The 14,760-nt window shown below is 71.8% G+C and carries 14 protein-coding genes and 1 pseudogene; 5 read left to right on the forward strand and 10 right to left on the reverse strand.

Annotated features, from left to right (window positions below; translation table 11 throughout):
- Positions 1 to 2 precede the first annotated feature (2 nt).
- Positions 3 to 113 (forward strand): annotated as a pseudogene (locus tag EAO75_RS46445) (DUF6281 family protein); the annotation flags it as partial.
- 63 nt (positions 114 to 176) lie between these two features.
- On the opposite strand, the gene EAO75_RS02300 reads toward EAO75_RS46445, so the two are convergent.
- The 5 genes from EAO75_RS02300 to deoC all read right to left on the reverse strand — a co-directional run bounded on the left by EAO75_RS02300 (position 177) and on the right by deoC (position 4,699).
- Positions 177 to 533 carry a DUF6281 family protein gene (locus EAO75_RS02300; RefSeq protein ID WP_147993332.1) on the reverse strand — a complete coding sequence of 119 codons (357 nt, stop codon included), beginning with the start codon at positions 531 to 533 and terminating at the stop codon, positions 177 to 179.
- 59 nt (positions 534 to 592) lie between these two features.
- Positions 593 to 1,228 carry a uridine kinase gene (locus EAO75_RS02305; RefSeq protein WP_261989117.1) on the reverse strand — a complete coding sequence of 212 codons (636 nt, stop codon included), beginning with the start codon at positions 1,226 to 1,228 and terminating at the stop codon, positions 593 to 595.
- Between the two features lie 183 nt (positions 1,229 to 1,411).
- Entirely contained in the window at positions 1,412 to 2,305 is an 894-nt protein-coding gene (locus EAO75_RS02310) for an aldehyde dehydrogenase family protein (RefSeq protein ID WP_147993334.1), read from the reverse strand.
- Entirely contained in the window at positions 2,298 to 3,734 is a 1,437-nt protein-coding gene (locus tag EAO75_RS02315) for an aldehyde dehydrogenase family protein (protein WP_147993335.1), read from the reverse strand. The genes EAO75_RS02310 and EAO75_RS02315 overlap by 8 nt, the downstream gene beginning before the upstream one ends.
- A 5-nt stretch (positions 3,735 to 3,739) precedes the next feature.
- Positions 3,740 to 4,699, reverse strand: coding sequence for a deoxyribose-phosphate aldolase (gene deoC, locus EAO75_RS02320; protein WP_147994238.1), 960 nt, complete (start codon positions 4,697 to 4,699; stop codon positions 3,740 to 3,742).
- A gap of 367 nt (positions 4,700 to 5,066) precedes the next feature.
- On the opposite strand from deoC, the gene EAO75_RS02325 reads away from it, so the two are divergent.
- Together EAO75_RS02325 and EAO75_RS02330 are read left to right on the forward strand one after the other, a co-directional pair.
- Complete coding sequence (locus EAO75_RS02325; RefSeq protein ID WP_410092178.1) at positions 5,067 to 5,780, forward strand: PH domain-containing protein; 714 nt, start codon at positions 5,067 to 5,069, stop codon at positions 5,778 to 5,780.
- 150 nt (positions 5,781 to 5,930) lie between these two features.
- Positions 5,931 to 7,613, forward strand: coding sequence for a hypothetical protein (locus EAO75_RS02330; RefSeq protein WP_147993336.1), 1,683 nt, complete (start codon positions 5,931 to 5,933; stop codon positions 7,611 to 7,613).
- A 114-nt stretch (positions 7,614 to 7,727) separates the two neighbouring features.
- On the opposite strand, the gene EAO75_RS02335 is transcribed toward EAO75_RS02330, so the two are convergent.
- From EAO75_RS02335 to EAO75_RS02345, 3 genes are all read right to left on the reverse strand, one after another.
- Positions 7,728 to 9,359, reverse strand: coding sequence for a phospho-sugar mutase (locus EAO75_RS02335; RefSeq protein ID WP_147993337.1), 1,632 nt, complete (start codon positions 9,357 to 9,359; stop codon positions 7,728 to 7,730).
- 237 nt (positions 9,360 to 9,596) lie between these two features.
- Entirely contained in the window at positions 9,597 to 10,421 is an 825-nt protein-coding gene (locus tag EAO75_RS02340; RefSeq protein ID WP_147993338.1) for a purine-nucleoside phosphorylase, read from the reverse strand.
- A gap of 121 nt (positions 10,422 to 10,542) precedes the next feature.
- Positions 10,543 to 10,980: a gamma-glutamylcyclotransferase gene (locus EAO75_RS02345; protein ID WP_147993339.1), complete on the reverse strand. Its 438-nt coding sequence runs from the start codon at positions 10,978 to 10,980 to the stop codon at positions 10,543 to 10,545.
- A gap of 96 nt (positions 10,981 to 11,076) precedes the next feature.
- On the opposite strand from EAO75_RS02345, the gene EAO75_RS02350 reads away from it, so the two are divergent.
- Together EAO75_RS02350 and EAO75_RS02355 are read left to right on the forward strand one after the other, a co-directional pair.
- Positions 11,077 to 12,525 carry an NAD(P)H-quinone dehydrogenase gene (locus EAO75_RS02350; protein ID WP_147993340.1) on the forward strand — a complete coding sequence of 483 codons (1,449 nt, stop codon included), beginning with the start codon at positions 11,077 to 11,079 and terminating at the stop codon, positions 12,523 to 12,525.
- Positions 12,526 to 12,691: 166 nt separating this feature from the next.
- Positions 12,692 to 13,639 carry a DeoR/GlpR family DNA-binding transcription regulator gene (locus tag EAO75_RS02355; RefSeq protein ID WP_147993341.1) on the forward strand — a complete coding sequence of 316 codons (948 nt, stop codon included), beginning with the start codon at positions 12,692 to 12,694 and terminating at the stop codon, positions 13,637 to 13,639.
- A gap of 94 nt (positions 13,640 to 13,733) precedes the next feature.
- On the opposite strand, the gene EAO75_RS02360 is transcribed toward EAO75_RS02355, so the two are convergent.
- Together EAO75_RS02360 and EAO75_RS02365 are read right to left on the reverse strand one after the other, a co-directional pair.
- Positions 13,734 to 14,345: a TetR/AcrR family transcriptional regulator gene (locus EAO75_RS02360; protein ID WP_187284273.1), complete on the reverse strand. Its 612-nt coding sequence runs from the start codon at positions 14,343 to 14,345 to the stop codon at positions 13,734 to 13,736.
- Positions 14,346 to 14,461: 116 nt separating this feature from the next.
- Positions 14,462 to 14,760: acetyl-CoA carboxylase biotin carboxyl carrier protein subunit (locus tag EAO75_RS02365; RefSeq protein WP_147994241.1), on the reverse strand; the 299-nt coding region annotated here is incomplete at its 5' end.

Here is a 14,760-nt window from a genome sequence, read left to right on the forward strand (position 1 = left end):
CGATCCCGGAGTGCGACGACACCCCCGGCGACCCGGAAGGTGCCGTCCCCGAGGGCAGGATCACCGCCTACAGGGTCGAGGGGACGGACCCGGCCGTCGCCATCGCCGTGGGCGGAGCACAACGAGAGCGGGGCTGGAGGGCCGGGGGGTCCGTCCAGTCCCGCTTCGCTGTGCGCTCAGTGGACCTTCATCAAGGTCGCCTCGGCGGGTGTGTCGCCCACGGCGATGGCGACGGCCGGGTCCGTCCCCTCGACCCTGTAGGCGGTGATCCTGCCCTCGGGGACGGCACCTTCCGGGTCGCCGGGGGTGTCGTCGCACTCCGGGATCGTGGCGGTGCCCAGTTTCTCCCCGACGGTGAAGTCGGTGTTCGCGACGCCCAGATAGGAGCGCTCGGCGTACGTCACCACGTAGGCGCAGGAGGCCTGCGCCGCACCGTCCGGCTCCGGGACGCCCTGCTGCGCGCAGCCGACGGCCGCGACGAGGAGCAGGGCCGCCATGAGCGGACGCCGGKCGGTACGCGGGGCTGTGGTCATCGGCTTCCTTCCACGGGACCGTTCTTCCGGTCCTACGACGGAGTCGGCGCCGACTCCGTTCAGGTGGCCGGGGTGGCCGCCGGGCAGCGGCCCGCCGCGGCTGCGGTCAGGCGGCCCAGGGCCTCGTCGCGGTCGCAGGCATGGGCGCCCAGGGACGTCTGGTGGGCGATGATCGAGCGCTCCAGGCGCATCAGGCGCCAGCCGCGGCGCAGGAGGAAGGGCACCGACTTGCGGCCTTCCTTCAGGTCGCGGACGAAGCGACGGCGGAAGGTCTTCACCGGGCCCCGGCTCAGGCACAGCGCGTCCGCCAGTACGCCGAGTTCACGGCAGCGGGTCACGATCTCGGCCGCGAAGATGCCCTCCGCGATGAAGAGCGGGGTGCGCCCGATCCCGACCGTCTCCACGCCGGTGCGGGCGCTGAGGGAGATGTCGTAGAGCGGCACGTCGGTGCGGCCCGTGCGGCACAGCTCGGCGATCGCCGCGACGGCCGTGTCCGCGTCCCACGATCCGGGGTGGTCCCAGTCGATGTCGGAGCTCCCGGGGACCTGGGGCAGGGTCGGGTCGTCACCCTCTTTGTAGAAGTCGTCGAGCCGCAGTACCGGAAGACCGGAGCGGGCGGCGAGAAGGGACTTGCCGGAGCCGGAGGGGCCGCAGAGCAGCACGACTCGCGTCGATATGTGCGAAGGGGAACTCACGGGACACCAGTGTGAGGCATCGCCCGGGCGGGATACGACCCGGCGTACCGCGTTTGCAGTGCGCGTCACACCTCGACTACATCTCGCGTTCACCTGAACACCCTGAGTGCCGGGACGGTGGCAGAGAGCCGCGCTCCCCCTGGACGGAGGGGGAACGCGGCTCTCCGGTTCGAGGGGCCGCCGTCAGTACGACGAGCCCGATGCGCCCAGCGAACCCGTCGGGTGCCAGACCGTCTTGGTCTCCAGGAACGCCGTCATACGGTCGATGCCAGGTGTGGCCGACCAGTCATCCACAGGCTGTGGACGCAGGACCCGCTTGAGGTTGTCCGCCGCGGCGATCTCCAGCTCCTTCGCCAGTACGTCGTCGGCGCCGGCCAGGTCGATCGCGTTGACGTCCTGGTGTGCGGCCAGCGGCGTCGCGATCTCCGCCGTACGGCCGGACAGGACGTTGACGACACCGCCCGGCAGGTCGGAGGTGGCCAGCACCTCGCCGAGCGAGAGGGCGGGGAGGGGGGCCTTCTCCGACGCCACCACGATCGCCGTGTTGCCCGTCGCGATCACCGGGGCGAGCACGGACACCAGGCCCAGGAACGACGACTCCTGCGGGGCCACGATCGTGACCACGCCCGTCGGCTCCGGCGAGGAGAGGTTGAAGAACGGGCCCGCGACCGGGTTGCCGCCGCCCACGACCTGGGCGATCTTGTCGGTCCAGCCCGCGTACCAGACCCAGCGGTCGATCGCCGCGTCCACCTGGGCCGCCGCCTTCGACTTCGACAGGCCCTCGGCGTCGGCGACTTCGCGGATGTACTGTTCGCGCCGGCCCTCCAGCATCTCGGCGATGCGGTAGAGGATCTGACCGCGGTTGTACGCCGTCGCGCCGGCCCACGCCCCGAACGCCTTGCGTGCGGCGACCACCGCGTCACGGGCGTCCTTGCGGGACGAAAGCGGTACGTTCGCCAGCCAGTTGCCCTTGGAGTCGCTCACCTCGTACACCCGGCCGCTCTCGGAACGCGGGAACTTCCCGCCGACGTACAGCTTGTAGGTCTTGAAGACGGAGAGTCGGGTCACATCAGACATCGAGGTACGCCTCCAGGCCGTGACGGCCGCCCTCGCGGCCGAAGCCCGACTCCTTGTAGCCGCCGWACGGCGAGGTCGGGTCGAACTTGTTGAACGTGTTGGACCAGACGACACCGGCCCGGAGCTTGTTCGCCACGGCGAGGATCCGCGAGCCCTTCTCGGTCCAGATGCCCGCCGACAGGCCGTACGGCGTGTTGTTGGCCTTGGCGACGGCCTCGTCCGGCGTACGGAACGTCAGGACCGAAAGCACCGGGCCGAAGATCTCGTCGCGGGCGATACGGTGCGCCTGGGTGACGTTCGTGAAGAGCGTCGGGGCGAACCAGTAGCCGCTCTCCGGGATGTCACAGGCCGGCGACCAGCGCTCGGCGCCCTCCGCCTCGCCCGCCTCGACCAGCGAGGTGATCCGGGACAGCTGCTCCTCGGAGTTGATCGCGCCGATGTCGGTGTTCTTGTCCAGCGGGTCGCCGAGACGGAGCGTGGAGAGGCGGCGCTTGAGGGAATCCAGCAGCTCCTCCTCGATCGACTCCTGCACCAGCAGGCGGCTGCCCGCGCAGCAGACCTGGCCCTGGTTGAAGAAGATCCCGCTGACGATCCCCTCCACCGCCTGGTCGATCGGGGCGTCGTCGAAGACGATGTTGGCGCCCTTGCCGCCCAGTTCGAGGGTGACCTTCTTGCGGCTGCCGGCGACGGTCCGGGCGATCGCCTTGCCGACGGCCGTGGAGCCGGTGAAGGCGACCTTGTTCACGTCCGGGTGCGCGACGACCGCGGCGCCCGCGTCCCCGTATCCGGGAAGGATGTTGACGACGCCCTTGGGCAGGCCCGCCTGACGGCAGATGTCCGCGAAGAAGAGCGCGGAGAGGGGGGTCGTCTCGGCGGGCTTGAGCACCACCGTGTTGCCGGTGGCGAGCGCGGGGGCGATCTTCCACGCCAGCATCAGCAGCGGGAAGTTCCACGGGATGACCTGGCCGGCCACGCCCAGCGGCTGCGGGTTCGCGCCGAAGCCGGCGTGGTCGAGCTTGTCGGCCCAGCCCGCGTAGTAGAAGAAGTGCGCGGCGACCAGGGGGAGGTCCGCGTCGCGGGTCTCCTTGATCGGCTTGCCGTTGTCCAGGGTTTCCAGGACGGCGAGCTCACGAGCCCGCTCCTGGACGATCCGGGCGATGCGGAAGAGGTACTTCGCGCGCTCGGAGCCGGGCAGCGCCGACCACTTCTCGAAGGCCTTGCGGGCGGCCTTCACGGCACGGTCCACGTCCGCCTCGCCGGCCTGGGCGATCTCGGAGAGGACCTCCTCGGAGGACGGCGAGACGGTCTTGAAGACCTTGCCGTCGGCCGCCTCCACGAACTCGCCGTCGATGAACAGGCCGTACGAGGGCGCGATGTCGACGATCGCGCGGGACTCGGGAGCCGGTGCGTATTCGAATACCGATGCCATGGTGATCAGTCCACCGTCACGTAGTCGGGGCCGGAGTAGCGGCCGGTGGCCAGCTTCTGCCGCTGCATCAGCAGATCGTTCAGCAGCGAGGAGGCGCCGAAGCGGAACCAGTGGTTGTCCAGCCAGTCCTCGCCTGCGGTCTCGTTGACCAGGACGAGGAACTTGATGGCGTCCTTGGTCGTCCGGATCCCGCCGGCCGGCTTCACGCCCACCTGGATGCCGGTCTGGGCACGGAAGTCGCGTACCGCTTCCAGCATAAGCAGGGTGTTCGCGGGGGTGGCGTTGACGGCGACCTTGCCGGTGGACGTCTTGATGAAGTCCGCTCCACCGATCATGCCGAGCCAGCTCGCCCGCCGGATGTTGTCGTACGTCGACAGCTCGCCGGTCTCGAAGATGACCTTGAGGCGGGCCGCCCCGCAGGCCTCCTTCACGGCGACGATCTCGTCGTAGACCTTCAGATACTTCCCGGCGAGGAACGCGCCACGGTCGATGACCATGTCGATCTCGTCGGCACCGGCGGCGACGGCGTCCCGCACGTCCGCCAGCTTCACGCTGAGGGCGGCTCGACCGGCCGGGAAGGCGGTGGCGACGGAGGCGACCTTCACGCCGGACCCGGCGACGGCCTCCTTGGCGGTGGCCACCATGTCCGGGTAGACACAGACGGCCGCCGTCGGCGGGGCCGTACGGTCGGTGGGGTCGGGGCGGYCCGCCTTGGCGCCGAGCGCCCGGACCTTGCCCGGGGTGTCCGCGCCTTCCAGCGTCGTCAGGTCGACCATCGAGATGGCGAGGTCGATGGCGTACGCCTTGGCGGTCGTCTTGATGGAACGGGTACCGAGGGACGCGGCCCGCCCCTCCAGGCCGACCGCGTCGACACCCGGCAGCCCGTGGAGGAAACGGCGCAGCGTGCTGTCGGACGCCGTGACGTCCGTGAGTGCGTGAGCTGCGGCAGATGCATTGGTGGGCATGGTCACCAGACGAGCATATCTACGCGCGTAGCGGCTGTACACCCCGAGGACCCGTTCTCTGGGGGACGGCTCCATGGGACGCCGCCCGCACCCCCTGGGGGCGCGGGGCTGAATCGAGATGCGGCTCCGCCGCGTGGGCGCGACCGGCGCCACACGACCCGCACCCGCGCACAAGGCACAGCCCTACCGCGAATGGGCCCCCGCCCGAGCGCCGCAGGCATACGGCAGAATCGGCCACATGACGACCCCCGGCATCTCGATTCAGCCCCGCGCCCCCAGGGGGTGCGGGCGGCGTCCCATGGAGCCGTCCCCCAGAGAACGGGTCCTCGGGGTGTACAGCCGCTACGCGCGTAGATATGCTCGTCTGGTGACCATGCCCACCAATGCATCTGCCGCAGCTCACGCACTCACGGACGTCACGGCGAAGGACCGGGTCTACCGCTCACCCATGGGCATGGTCGGCGGAGTCCTCCTGCTCGGCATCGTGCTCTGGCTCGGCATCGACGCCCTGGTGCGCGGCGAGGGACGCACACAGTGGCTGGCCCTCGCGGCGCTCATCCTCCTCGTGCCGCTCGTGGCGGCGTTCACCCTGCGCCCCGCCGTCCACGCCAACGAGGAACGGCTGCGCATCCGCAACCCGCTCCGCGTGATCGTGCTGCCCTGGGGCCAGATCGCCGCGCTGCGCTCCGGCTACTCGAACGAGGTCGTCGCCAAGTCCGGCACCAAGTACCAGCTCTGGGCGGTCCCGGTCTCGCTGCGAGCCCGCAAGAAGGCGGCGCGGCGCACCGCCCGGGCGACCTCGGAACGCAGCTCCGCCTCGCGGGGCGACCGGAGCGGTCGCATGGGCGGCGGACCGGCGTTCGGCGGGCTCGGGTTCGGCGCGCCCCGGGGGGACGTCGACGCCGACGGGCCGATGCGGGCCGAGACCGACAAGGTCATGGACGACCTGCGGGAACTGCTGGAACAGCGGGAACAGTCGCAGTCCGCGCAGGGCGAGGTGACCGTGCGCTGGGCCTACGAGGTGGCGGGGCCGGTCGTCGCGGGCGCTGTGCTGCTGCTGATTCTGCTGGCGGTGGCCTGAGTTCTGCCGGTGGTGGCGTGAGGGGCGCGACCGCCCCTCACAGCTTCCTGGGACATGATCGGCCACCACCTCGGCCACGACGACCGTCCCCCACCCGGACACCGGGCCGAGGACCGCAACCACCCGCGTGGTCCGAGTGTCTGTGAAGCGATGACTACGAACACTGTGCGGCCCGTGCCGCTGCCCGAGTCCGCCCTGCCCGACGGCTGTCTTCCCTGGGACGCCGAACAGGCCCGGCGCTGGATTGCCGCCCTTGCGCCGCGCTGGGTGCCTGTGCGGGCGGGGACGCCCGCCGTGGCGGTCCTCGTACTCGCGGCCGGGGTGCTCGTGAGCGGGCTGGCGCTGTTCGCCGGGCTGCGGGGGTGGGTGGCCGCCTGCCTCGCCCTTCAGATCCTGTGGGTGGCGGTGCGGCCCGAGGCCGTACGGCTGTCGGCGCCGGTCCTGCTCGGGGTCGTCCTGCTCGGCTGGGCCGGCCCGCCGCGGGCGTGGGGCGCGGCCGTCGTGGTCGCCCTCGCTGTGCTGTGGGTGGCCGCCATGCTGCGGCTCGTCGCGCGGGGGCGGCAGCGGGCGGTGGCCGCAGCCGCCGCCGGGGGCGTGACCGGGGCCCTGCCGGACGGCGGTGCGCCGATTCGACGCGGCACGTTCCTCGCCTGGGCCGGGCTCGTCCCGCTGGTGGTCGGTGCCGTACTGGTCGTCACCGCCGGGGACCGGAGCCCCGCCGATGACCGGGGGTTCGCCCCTGCCCTCGGCTGGTACGTGGTCGGGCTGGGCGTCACCTTGCTGCTGTCCGCGGCACTCGGGCGCCGGCGTGCCGCCTCGCTGCGGCGGGGGCCCGTGCCCGTGCTGCGGGTGCTGGTGCGGGAGAACGCCGACCTGGACACCGAGGTGTACGCCGCCGACGACCTGGAGGCTGTGCGGCCACTGTTCGTCGTCGCCACGTCGGAGATCGACGACGAGGACGGCGACGGCGAAGACGGGGATGACGACGAGGGGGACGACGACGAGCTCGACGACCCCGAGATCCAGGAGATCCTCGACCGGCTCGATGCCGGTGAGCCCGGTCCCGTGCGCGAAGCCGTCCTCTACGGTCTCCCCTGCGACGGCGCCGAGATCCTGCTGGTCAGCGCCCCCGTGGAGGCGGAGGACGACGCGCCGGTCGAGCCGGTCGTCGAGCGGTCCACCGGGCCCGTGCGGCCGCTCTCCGAGGGGGCCGCACGGCGTCGGCTCGCGGGGGAGAAGCGTGCGGTGGCGGACGAGGAGCGGCGGCGGGCGGCCGTCGAGGACCTCGCCGGGCGGCTGCGCGGGCAGGAGGCCGTGGAGGTGCGGCGGTGGCGGGCAGGGTGGCCCGACTGGCTGTCCGTGGCGCTGGGTGCCCTCTGGGTGTGGGTCCTCTTCGCGGACGAGAGCGGGCTGTGGCGGTACGTCCTCGGTGGGGCGCTGGGGATCGGCGTGGCCCTGCTGGTGCCGCGCCAGCTCGCGTGGCGGGTCACCGCCGACCGGGCGGGGCTGTGGTTCAACGGGCTGCGCGGGCCGCGCCAGATGGCCTGGGACGACCTGCGGATCGTTCGGAGCAAGGGGCACGAGCTGAAGATCGACAGCCGCCGCAGTGCCTTCGGGGAGTGGTCGGTGGACACGCTCCGGTGGCGATGGCTGGAGCGCAGGGCGGGCCTCGTCCACCCCTACGACCGACTGGCCCGCGAGATCACCGCCATGTGGCGGGACCCCGCCCTGCGGCCGACCGGCCTGACCGACGAGCGCCGCCGCGGACGCCCGCTGTGGCCGCTCGCGGTGCTCGTGGCTCTGGGGTGGACCGCGCTGCTGCTCTGGGCCTGACCGCTGTGCGCAGCGGTGCCCGCAAGGGGGTCAACCGCCGTGCGGAAAACGCCCGAAAGGGTGCCTCCGGATGGGGGCACCCTTTCGGGAACGATCAGGCGGTGGTCGTACGGCTCAGATGCCCGCCGCCGTCGACAGGTCCTGCTTGATCTCCGCCAGCAGGCCGGCCGCCTTGCTGCGGGCGGCCGGGAGGTCGGCGTGCGTCCCCACGGGGACGACGACCTCCAGGTAGCACTTCAGCTTGGGCTCCGTGCCGCTGGGACGGACGATGACGCGGGCGCCTTCGAGGGTGTAGCGCAGACCGTCGGTGGGCGGGAGCGTGTCCGTGCCCCGGGTGAGGTCCTCGGCACGGGTGATGGCCAGCCCGGCGAGCTCGGTCGGCGGCTGCTCGCGCAGCTGCCGCATGGCGTCGGCGATGACCGACAGGTCCTGGACGCGCACCGAGAGCTGGTCGGTGGCATGCAGGCCGTGCTCCACGGCGAGGTCGTCGAGGAGGTCGAGAAGCGTGCGGCCCTCGGCCTTGAGCACGGACGCGAGCTCGGTGATCAGCAGGGCGGCCGTGATGCCGTCCTTGTCGCGCACGCCCTCGGGGTCGACGCAGTAGCCGAGGGCCTCCTCGTAGCCGTAGCGCAGGCCGTCGACCCGGGCGATCCACTTGAAGCCGGTGAGGGTCTCCTCGTAGGGGAGCTTCGCCTTCTCCGCGATCCGGCCGAGGAGGGAGGATGACACGATCGACTCGGCGAAGGTGCCCTGCGCTCCGCGGCCGACGAGGTGGGCGGCGAGCAGGGAGCCGACCTCGTCCCCGCGCAGCATCCGCCAGTCCGCGCCGTCCGGGACGGCCACGGCGCAGCGGTCGGCGTCGGGGTCGTTGGCGATGATCAGGTCGGGGCTCGTCTCCCGGGCCTTGGCGAAGGCCAGGTCCATCGCGCCGGGCTCCTCCGGGTTGGGGAAGGCGACGGTGGGGAAGTCCGGGTCGGGTTCCGCCTGCTCGGCGACGAGCGCGGGGGTGGGGAAGCCGGCGCGGGCGAAGGCGGCGAGGAGGACGTCCTTGCCGACGCCGTGCATCGCCGTGTAGACGGTGCGGGCCGTGCGGGGGGAGTCGGCCGCGAGGACCGCGTCCGTGCGGGCGAGGTAGGCGTCGAGGACGCTGTCGTCGAGGGTCTCCCAGCCGGACTCCGGGCGGGGGACGTCGTGCAGCGACCGTACGGCGTCGATCTCGGCGGCGATGTCCGCGTCGGCGGGCGGGACGATCTGGGAGCCGTCGCCGAGGTAGACCTTGTAGCCGTTGTCGCGGGGCGGGTTGTGGCTGGCGGTCACCTCCACGCCGGCCGCCGCGCCGAGATGCCTTATCGCGTACGCGAGGACCGGGGTGGGCAKCGGGCGGGGGAGTACCGCCGCGCGCAGGCCGGCGCCGGTCATGACGGCGGCCGTGTCGCGGGCGAAGTCCTCCGACTTGTGGCGGGCGTCGTAGCCGATGACGACGAGGCCGTCGGTGTGGCCCTGCTTCCTGAGGTACGCGGCGAGGCCGGCGGCGGCGCGGATGACGACCGTGCGGTTCATGCGCATGGGGCCGGCGCCGAGTTCGCCGCGCAGGCCCGCGGTGCCGAACTGGAGGGTGCCGCTGAAGCGGTCCGCGAGTTCCGTGACGTCGGCGGCCTCGATGAGCTTGGCGAGCTCGTCGCGGGTGTCCGGGTCGGGGTCCTCGGCGAGCCAGGCCTGCGCCCGGGCGATGAGGTCGTCGTGCACGTCGGTCAGCCTCTCGGTCGTGTGGTTCGGGGTGGGGAGGGTTGGTTTCGCCCCCGCCGCCCCTACCCGTCCCATCCTTCTGGGGCTCCGCCCCAGACCCCGCTCCTCAAACGCCGGAGRGGCTGGATTTCAGCCCGTCCGGCGTTTGAGGACGAGGCCCTTCGGGCCGAAGCGGGGGTCCGGGGGCGCAGCCCCCGGGGACGGGACGGGTAGGGGCGGCGGGGGCGAGGAAACGTCTTACAGACGCCCCAGCACCTGCGCCAGCAGCGAGCCCATCTGCGTCGCGGAGTCACGCCCGGCCTGCAGAACCTCTTCGTGGTTGAGCGGCTCACCCGTCATCCCGGCGGCGAGGTTCGTCACCAGGGAGATACCCAGCACCTCCGCCCCGGCCTCACGCGCGGCGATGGCCTCCAGAACCGTCGACATACCCACCAGGTCCGCCCCGATCACCCGCGCCATACGGATCTCGGCGGGCGTCTCGTAGTGCGGGCCGGGGAACTGGGCGTACACCCCCTCCTCCAGCGTGGAGTCGATCTCCTTGCACAACGCACGCAGCCGCGGCGAGTACAGATCGGTGAGGTCGACGAAGTTCGCCCCGATGATCGGAGACGTCGCCGTGAGGTTGATGTGGTCGCTGATCAGCACCGGCTGACCGGGACGCATGCCCTCGCGCAGCCCGCCGCAGCCGTTGGTGAGGACCACCGTCTTGCAGCCCGCCGCCACCGCGGTGCGCACGCCGTGGGCCACCGCCGCAACGCCCCGGCCCTCGTAGTAGTGGGTGCGGCCGAGGAAGACCAGGGCGCGCTTGTTGCCGATCCGGTAGGAGCGGACCTTGCCGCCGTGCCCTTCCACCGCCGGCGGGGGGAACCCGGGCAGCTCGGTGACCTGGAACTCGGCCTCGGGTGCGCCGAGGGCGTCCACGGCCGGAGCCCAGCCGGAGCCCATCACGAGGGCGACGTCGTGGGTCTCGGCGCCGGTGAGTTCGCGCAGGCGCGAGGCGGCGGCGTCGGCGGCGGCATGGGGGTCGCCCTGGATGTCGTCCGGAAGAAGAGATGCGTTCACGCGACTGAGGGTAGCCGGTTTGGGCCTACGCGCGTAGATGACAGAGCTCACGGGATGGCGATCGTTGTCTTGTCGTTTCCAACGAAATCGTGTGACGGGTGTGACTGGAGGGGCGCATGCCTCAGCAGGGGCGCTTGCGCAGCTCCATCACATAGTCGTGCGGCGCCCCCGCCGACTCCGCCGCGTCCGCGACCTCGCCCAGGTACCGCGCCGAGGGCAGTCCGCCCTCGTACGCGTTCAGCACGTACACCCACGCCGGCTCCTCGCCCTCCAGCGTGTGCACACGCACCCGCAGCCGGCGGTATATGCCGAGACCGACGCCCTCCCAGCGGTCCAGGGAGTCCTCGTCCATGGGAGCGATGTCGTACAACGCGACGAAGACCTGCTCGCCCGGCTCCTCGACGAGCGTCGCCAGCGCGCCGTCCCAGCCGAGCTGCTCGCCCCCGAACGTCAGTCGCCATCCGTTCAGCCAGCCGGTGGCGCGCAGCGGCGAGTGGGGGGCGCGGCGGGTCATCAGCCGCGCGTCGAGATTGCCGGCGTACGCGGCGTAGAGCGACATGGGGAGAGGGTACGGCAGGAGAATCGTGTGCCCCTCCCGTAACGGTGGTGTCTCGGGCGGGGCCCCAGGCGGTACCACGGTGAGGCGTGCGGGACAATGGGGTACGTGACTCGGATCGTGATCATCGGTGGCGGACCCGGCGGATACGAAGCGGCGCTGGTCGCCGCTCAACTCGGCGCGGAGGTGACCGTCGTCGACTGCGACGGTCTGGGCGGGGCGTCGGTGCTCACCGACTGCGTACCGTCGAAGACCCTGATCGCCACGGCCGAGGTGATGACCACCTTCGACTCCTCCTACGAGGAGCTGGGGATCATCGTCGCCGACGACACCCCGCACATCGACACGCCCGCCCGAGTGGTGGGCGTCGATCTGGGCAAGGTCAACCGGCGTGTGAAGCGGCTCGCGCTCGCGCAGTCCCACGACATCACCGCCTCCGTCACGCGGGCCGGCGCCCGGGTCCTGCGCGGCCGTGGCCGGCTGGAGGGCATGCAGGGCCTCGACGGCTCGCGCAAGGTCGTCGTCCGCGCCGCCGACGGCACCGAGGAGACCCTCACCGCCGACGCCGTCCTCATCGCCACCGGCGGTCACCCGCGCGAGCTGCCCGATGCCCAGCCCGACGGCGAGCGCATCCTCAACTGGACCCAGGTCTACGACCTCACCGAGCTCCCCGAGGAGCTCATCGTGGTCGGATCGGGTGTCACCGGCGCCGAGTTCGCCGGCGCCTACCAGGCGCTCGGGTCCCGGGTCACCCTCGTGTCGTCCCGCGACCGCGTGCTGCCGGGTGAGGACCCGGACGCCGCCGCCGTACTGGAGGACGTCTTCCGGCGCCGCGGCATGAACGTCATGGCGCGCTCGCGTGCCGCCGCCGCCAAGCGCGTCGGGGACCGGGTCGAGGTCGCCCTCGCCGACGGCCGTGTCATCAGCGGCAGCCACTGCCTGATGGCCGTCGGCGCCATCCCCAACTCCGAGGGCATGGGCCTGGAGGAGGCCGGCGTCAAGCTGCGCGAGTCCGGGCACATCTGGACCGACAAGGTCTCCCGGACCACGGCCCCCGGTGTGTACGCCGCCGGTGACGTCACCGGCGTCTTCGCCCTCGCCTCGGTCGCGGCGATGCAGGGACGGATCGCCATGTACCACTTCCTCGGCGACGCGGTGGCCCCGCTGAACCTCAAGACGGTCTCGTCCAACGTCTTCACCGACCCCGAGATCGCCACCGTCGGCTACACCCAGGCGGACGTCGACGGCGGCAAGATCGACGCCCGGGTCGTCAAGCTCCCCCTTCTGCGCAACCCGCGCGCGAAGATGCAGGGCATCCGGGACGGCTTCGTCAAGATCTTCTGCCGTCCGGGTACGGGCATCGTGGTCGGCGGTGTGGTCGTCTCCCCGCGCGCCTCGGAACTGATCCACCCGATCTCGATCGCGGTCGACAACAATCTGACGGTCGAACAGATCGCGAACGCCTTCACCGTGTACCCGTCCCTTTCGGGCTCGATCGCCGAGGTGGCACGGCAGCTCCACACCCGGAAGTCCGGCGGCGAACTCTGACGGCCGGAACCGACTCCTCGCTGGTCACAGGGAGTTGTCGAGCATGCGTACGGCATAGGCGTCGGGACTAGGCTCTATACCACTCCTTGCCCTTGCGTGCGAACAACTTCTGTTATTCGGCGCAAACTGCTGAAACCAGACGGTCGTTGGGGTTACTGTCAGTTTCGTGTTCGCTGCAGAACGTCGCCAATTGATCCTCGAAATGGTGCGAGCGAACGGGGCCGTGTCGCTCCGTGAGCTCGCCCGCGTCGTCCAGACCTCCGAAGTGACCGTACGGCGGGACGTGCGCGCACTGGAGGCAGAAGGACTCCTCGACCGCCGGCACGGCGGTGCGGTATTGCCGGGCGGGTTCACGCGGGAGTCCGGCTTTCCGCAGAAGTCACATCTCGCGACCGCCGAGAAGACGGCCATCGCCGACCTCGCCGCGAATTTCGTGGAGGAGGGCGAGGCGATCGTCGTCGGGGCGGGGACCACCACGCAGGAGCTGGCCCGCCGGCTCGCCCGGGTGCCCGGACTGACCGTCGTGACCAACTCCCTTCTTGTGGCGCAGGCGTTGGCCCACGCCAACCGGGTCGAGGTCGTGATGACCGGCGGGACGCTCCGCGGGTCGAACTACGCGCTGGTGGGCAGCGGTGCCGAGCAGTCCCTCCAGGGGCTGCGGGTGTCGCGGGCCTTCCTCTCCGGCAGTGGTCTGACCGCCGAGCGCGGGCTGTCCACGTCCAACATGCTCTCGGCCTCCGTCGACCGGGCGCTCGTCCAGGCGGCCGCGGAGGTCGTCGTCCTCGCCGACCACACCAAGCTCGGCACGGACACGATGTTCCAGACGGTGCCCACGGATGTCATCACACGCCTGGTCACCGACGAGCCGCCGGCCCATGACGACCGTGCGCACACCGAGCTGCAGGCTCTTGCCGACCAGGGGGTGCAGATCGCCGTGGCCGGGGCGAGTGGGGCGTCGGGGGGTGACGAGGTCCCGGCGCGGCGGCGCGCTCTGCCGGGACCGCGGCGGGGTCAGGTGCCGGCCGCCGGCGCGGGCCTGAGGTCCGCCGCGGTGCTCGGGGAACAGGGGGCCGAGCGGGAGCGGGCCCGGGTTGCGGATCTGCGGCGGCGGTAGGGCCGCCTGTTCGCCGTAGGGCCTCGTGTCGACGCGCGGGTGCGGCTGCGTTGTGGCTGGTCGCGCAGTTCCCCGCGCCCCTGGGCCGGCCCGCTCAAGGGTGCTTCAGGCCGCGCAGCGTCAGGTGTAGCAACCTGTCCGCCAGTTCCGGGTCGTCCGGTGTCTCCTCCGCCGCCAGCGCGATCGCGTGGGTCAGTTGGAGCAGGTCGCCGATCGAGACGTCCGGCCTGACGGCACCCGACTCCTGAGCCCGCGCCAGCAGCGTGCCGCCCGCCTCCCGGATGGGGCCGCTGCACCGGGCCAGGGCCGAGGAGTCGCCGTCGGAGACGGACATGAGGGCGTGCGCCAGACCGCGGTACTCGCCGGCGTGCGTGACCATCTCGCGCAGCCACGTCACCAGTGCCGTGCACGGCTCCGGAGAGCGCAGGAGTTCCCGGGAGCGGGCCAGCAGATCGCCGGCCGCGTCCTCGAAGACGGCGCTCAACAGGGCGTCGCGGTTGGGGAAGTGACGGTAGAGGGTGCCGATCCCCACGCCCGCCCGGCGGGCCACGTCCTCCAAGGACGCGTCCGTGCCGTGCTCGGCGAAGGCGGAGCGGGCCTCGGTGAGCAGGCGCTCGTGGTTGCGGCGGGCGTCGGCGCGCATCGTGCGAGGCGGTAGTGCCGCGCTCCCGCTCTCCGCGGCCTCGCTCGAAGCCGTGCCCACCATCGCTCTCACCTGCCTCTCGCCCGCCCGGTGTGTCTCCAGAATGCCACCGAGCATAGAACGAGGCGCCCGGCGGACTGCTTGCTCCAGTCCGCCGGGCGCCTCGGGTGCCTTGTGCGTCAGTCCTTGATTTCGCAGATGGCGGCGCCGGAGGTGAGGGAGGCGCCGACTTCGGCGGACAGGCCCTTGATGGTGCCGGACTTGTGGGCGTTGAGGGGTTGTTCCATCTTCATCGCTTCGAGGACGACGACGAGGTCGCCTTCCTTGACTTCCTGGCCTTCCTCGACGGCGACCTTGACGATGGTGCCCTGCATCGGGGAGGCGAGGGTGTCGCCGGAGGCGACGGGCCCGGACTTCTTCGCCGCGCGCCGCTTGGGCTTGGCGCCGGCGGCCAGGCCGGTGCGGGCCAAGGTCATGC

This window comes from Streptomyces sp. UW30 (assembly GCF_008042075.1).
Taxonomy (GTDB): Bacteria; Actinomycetota; Actinomycetes; order Streptomycetales; family Streptomycetaceae; genus Streptomyces.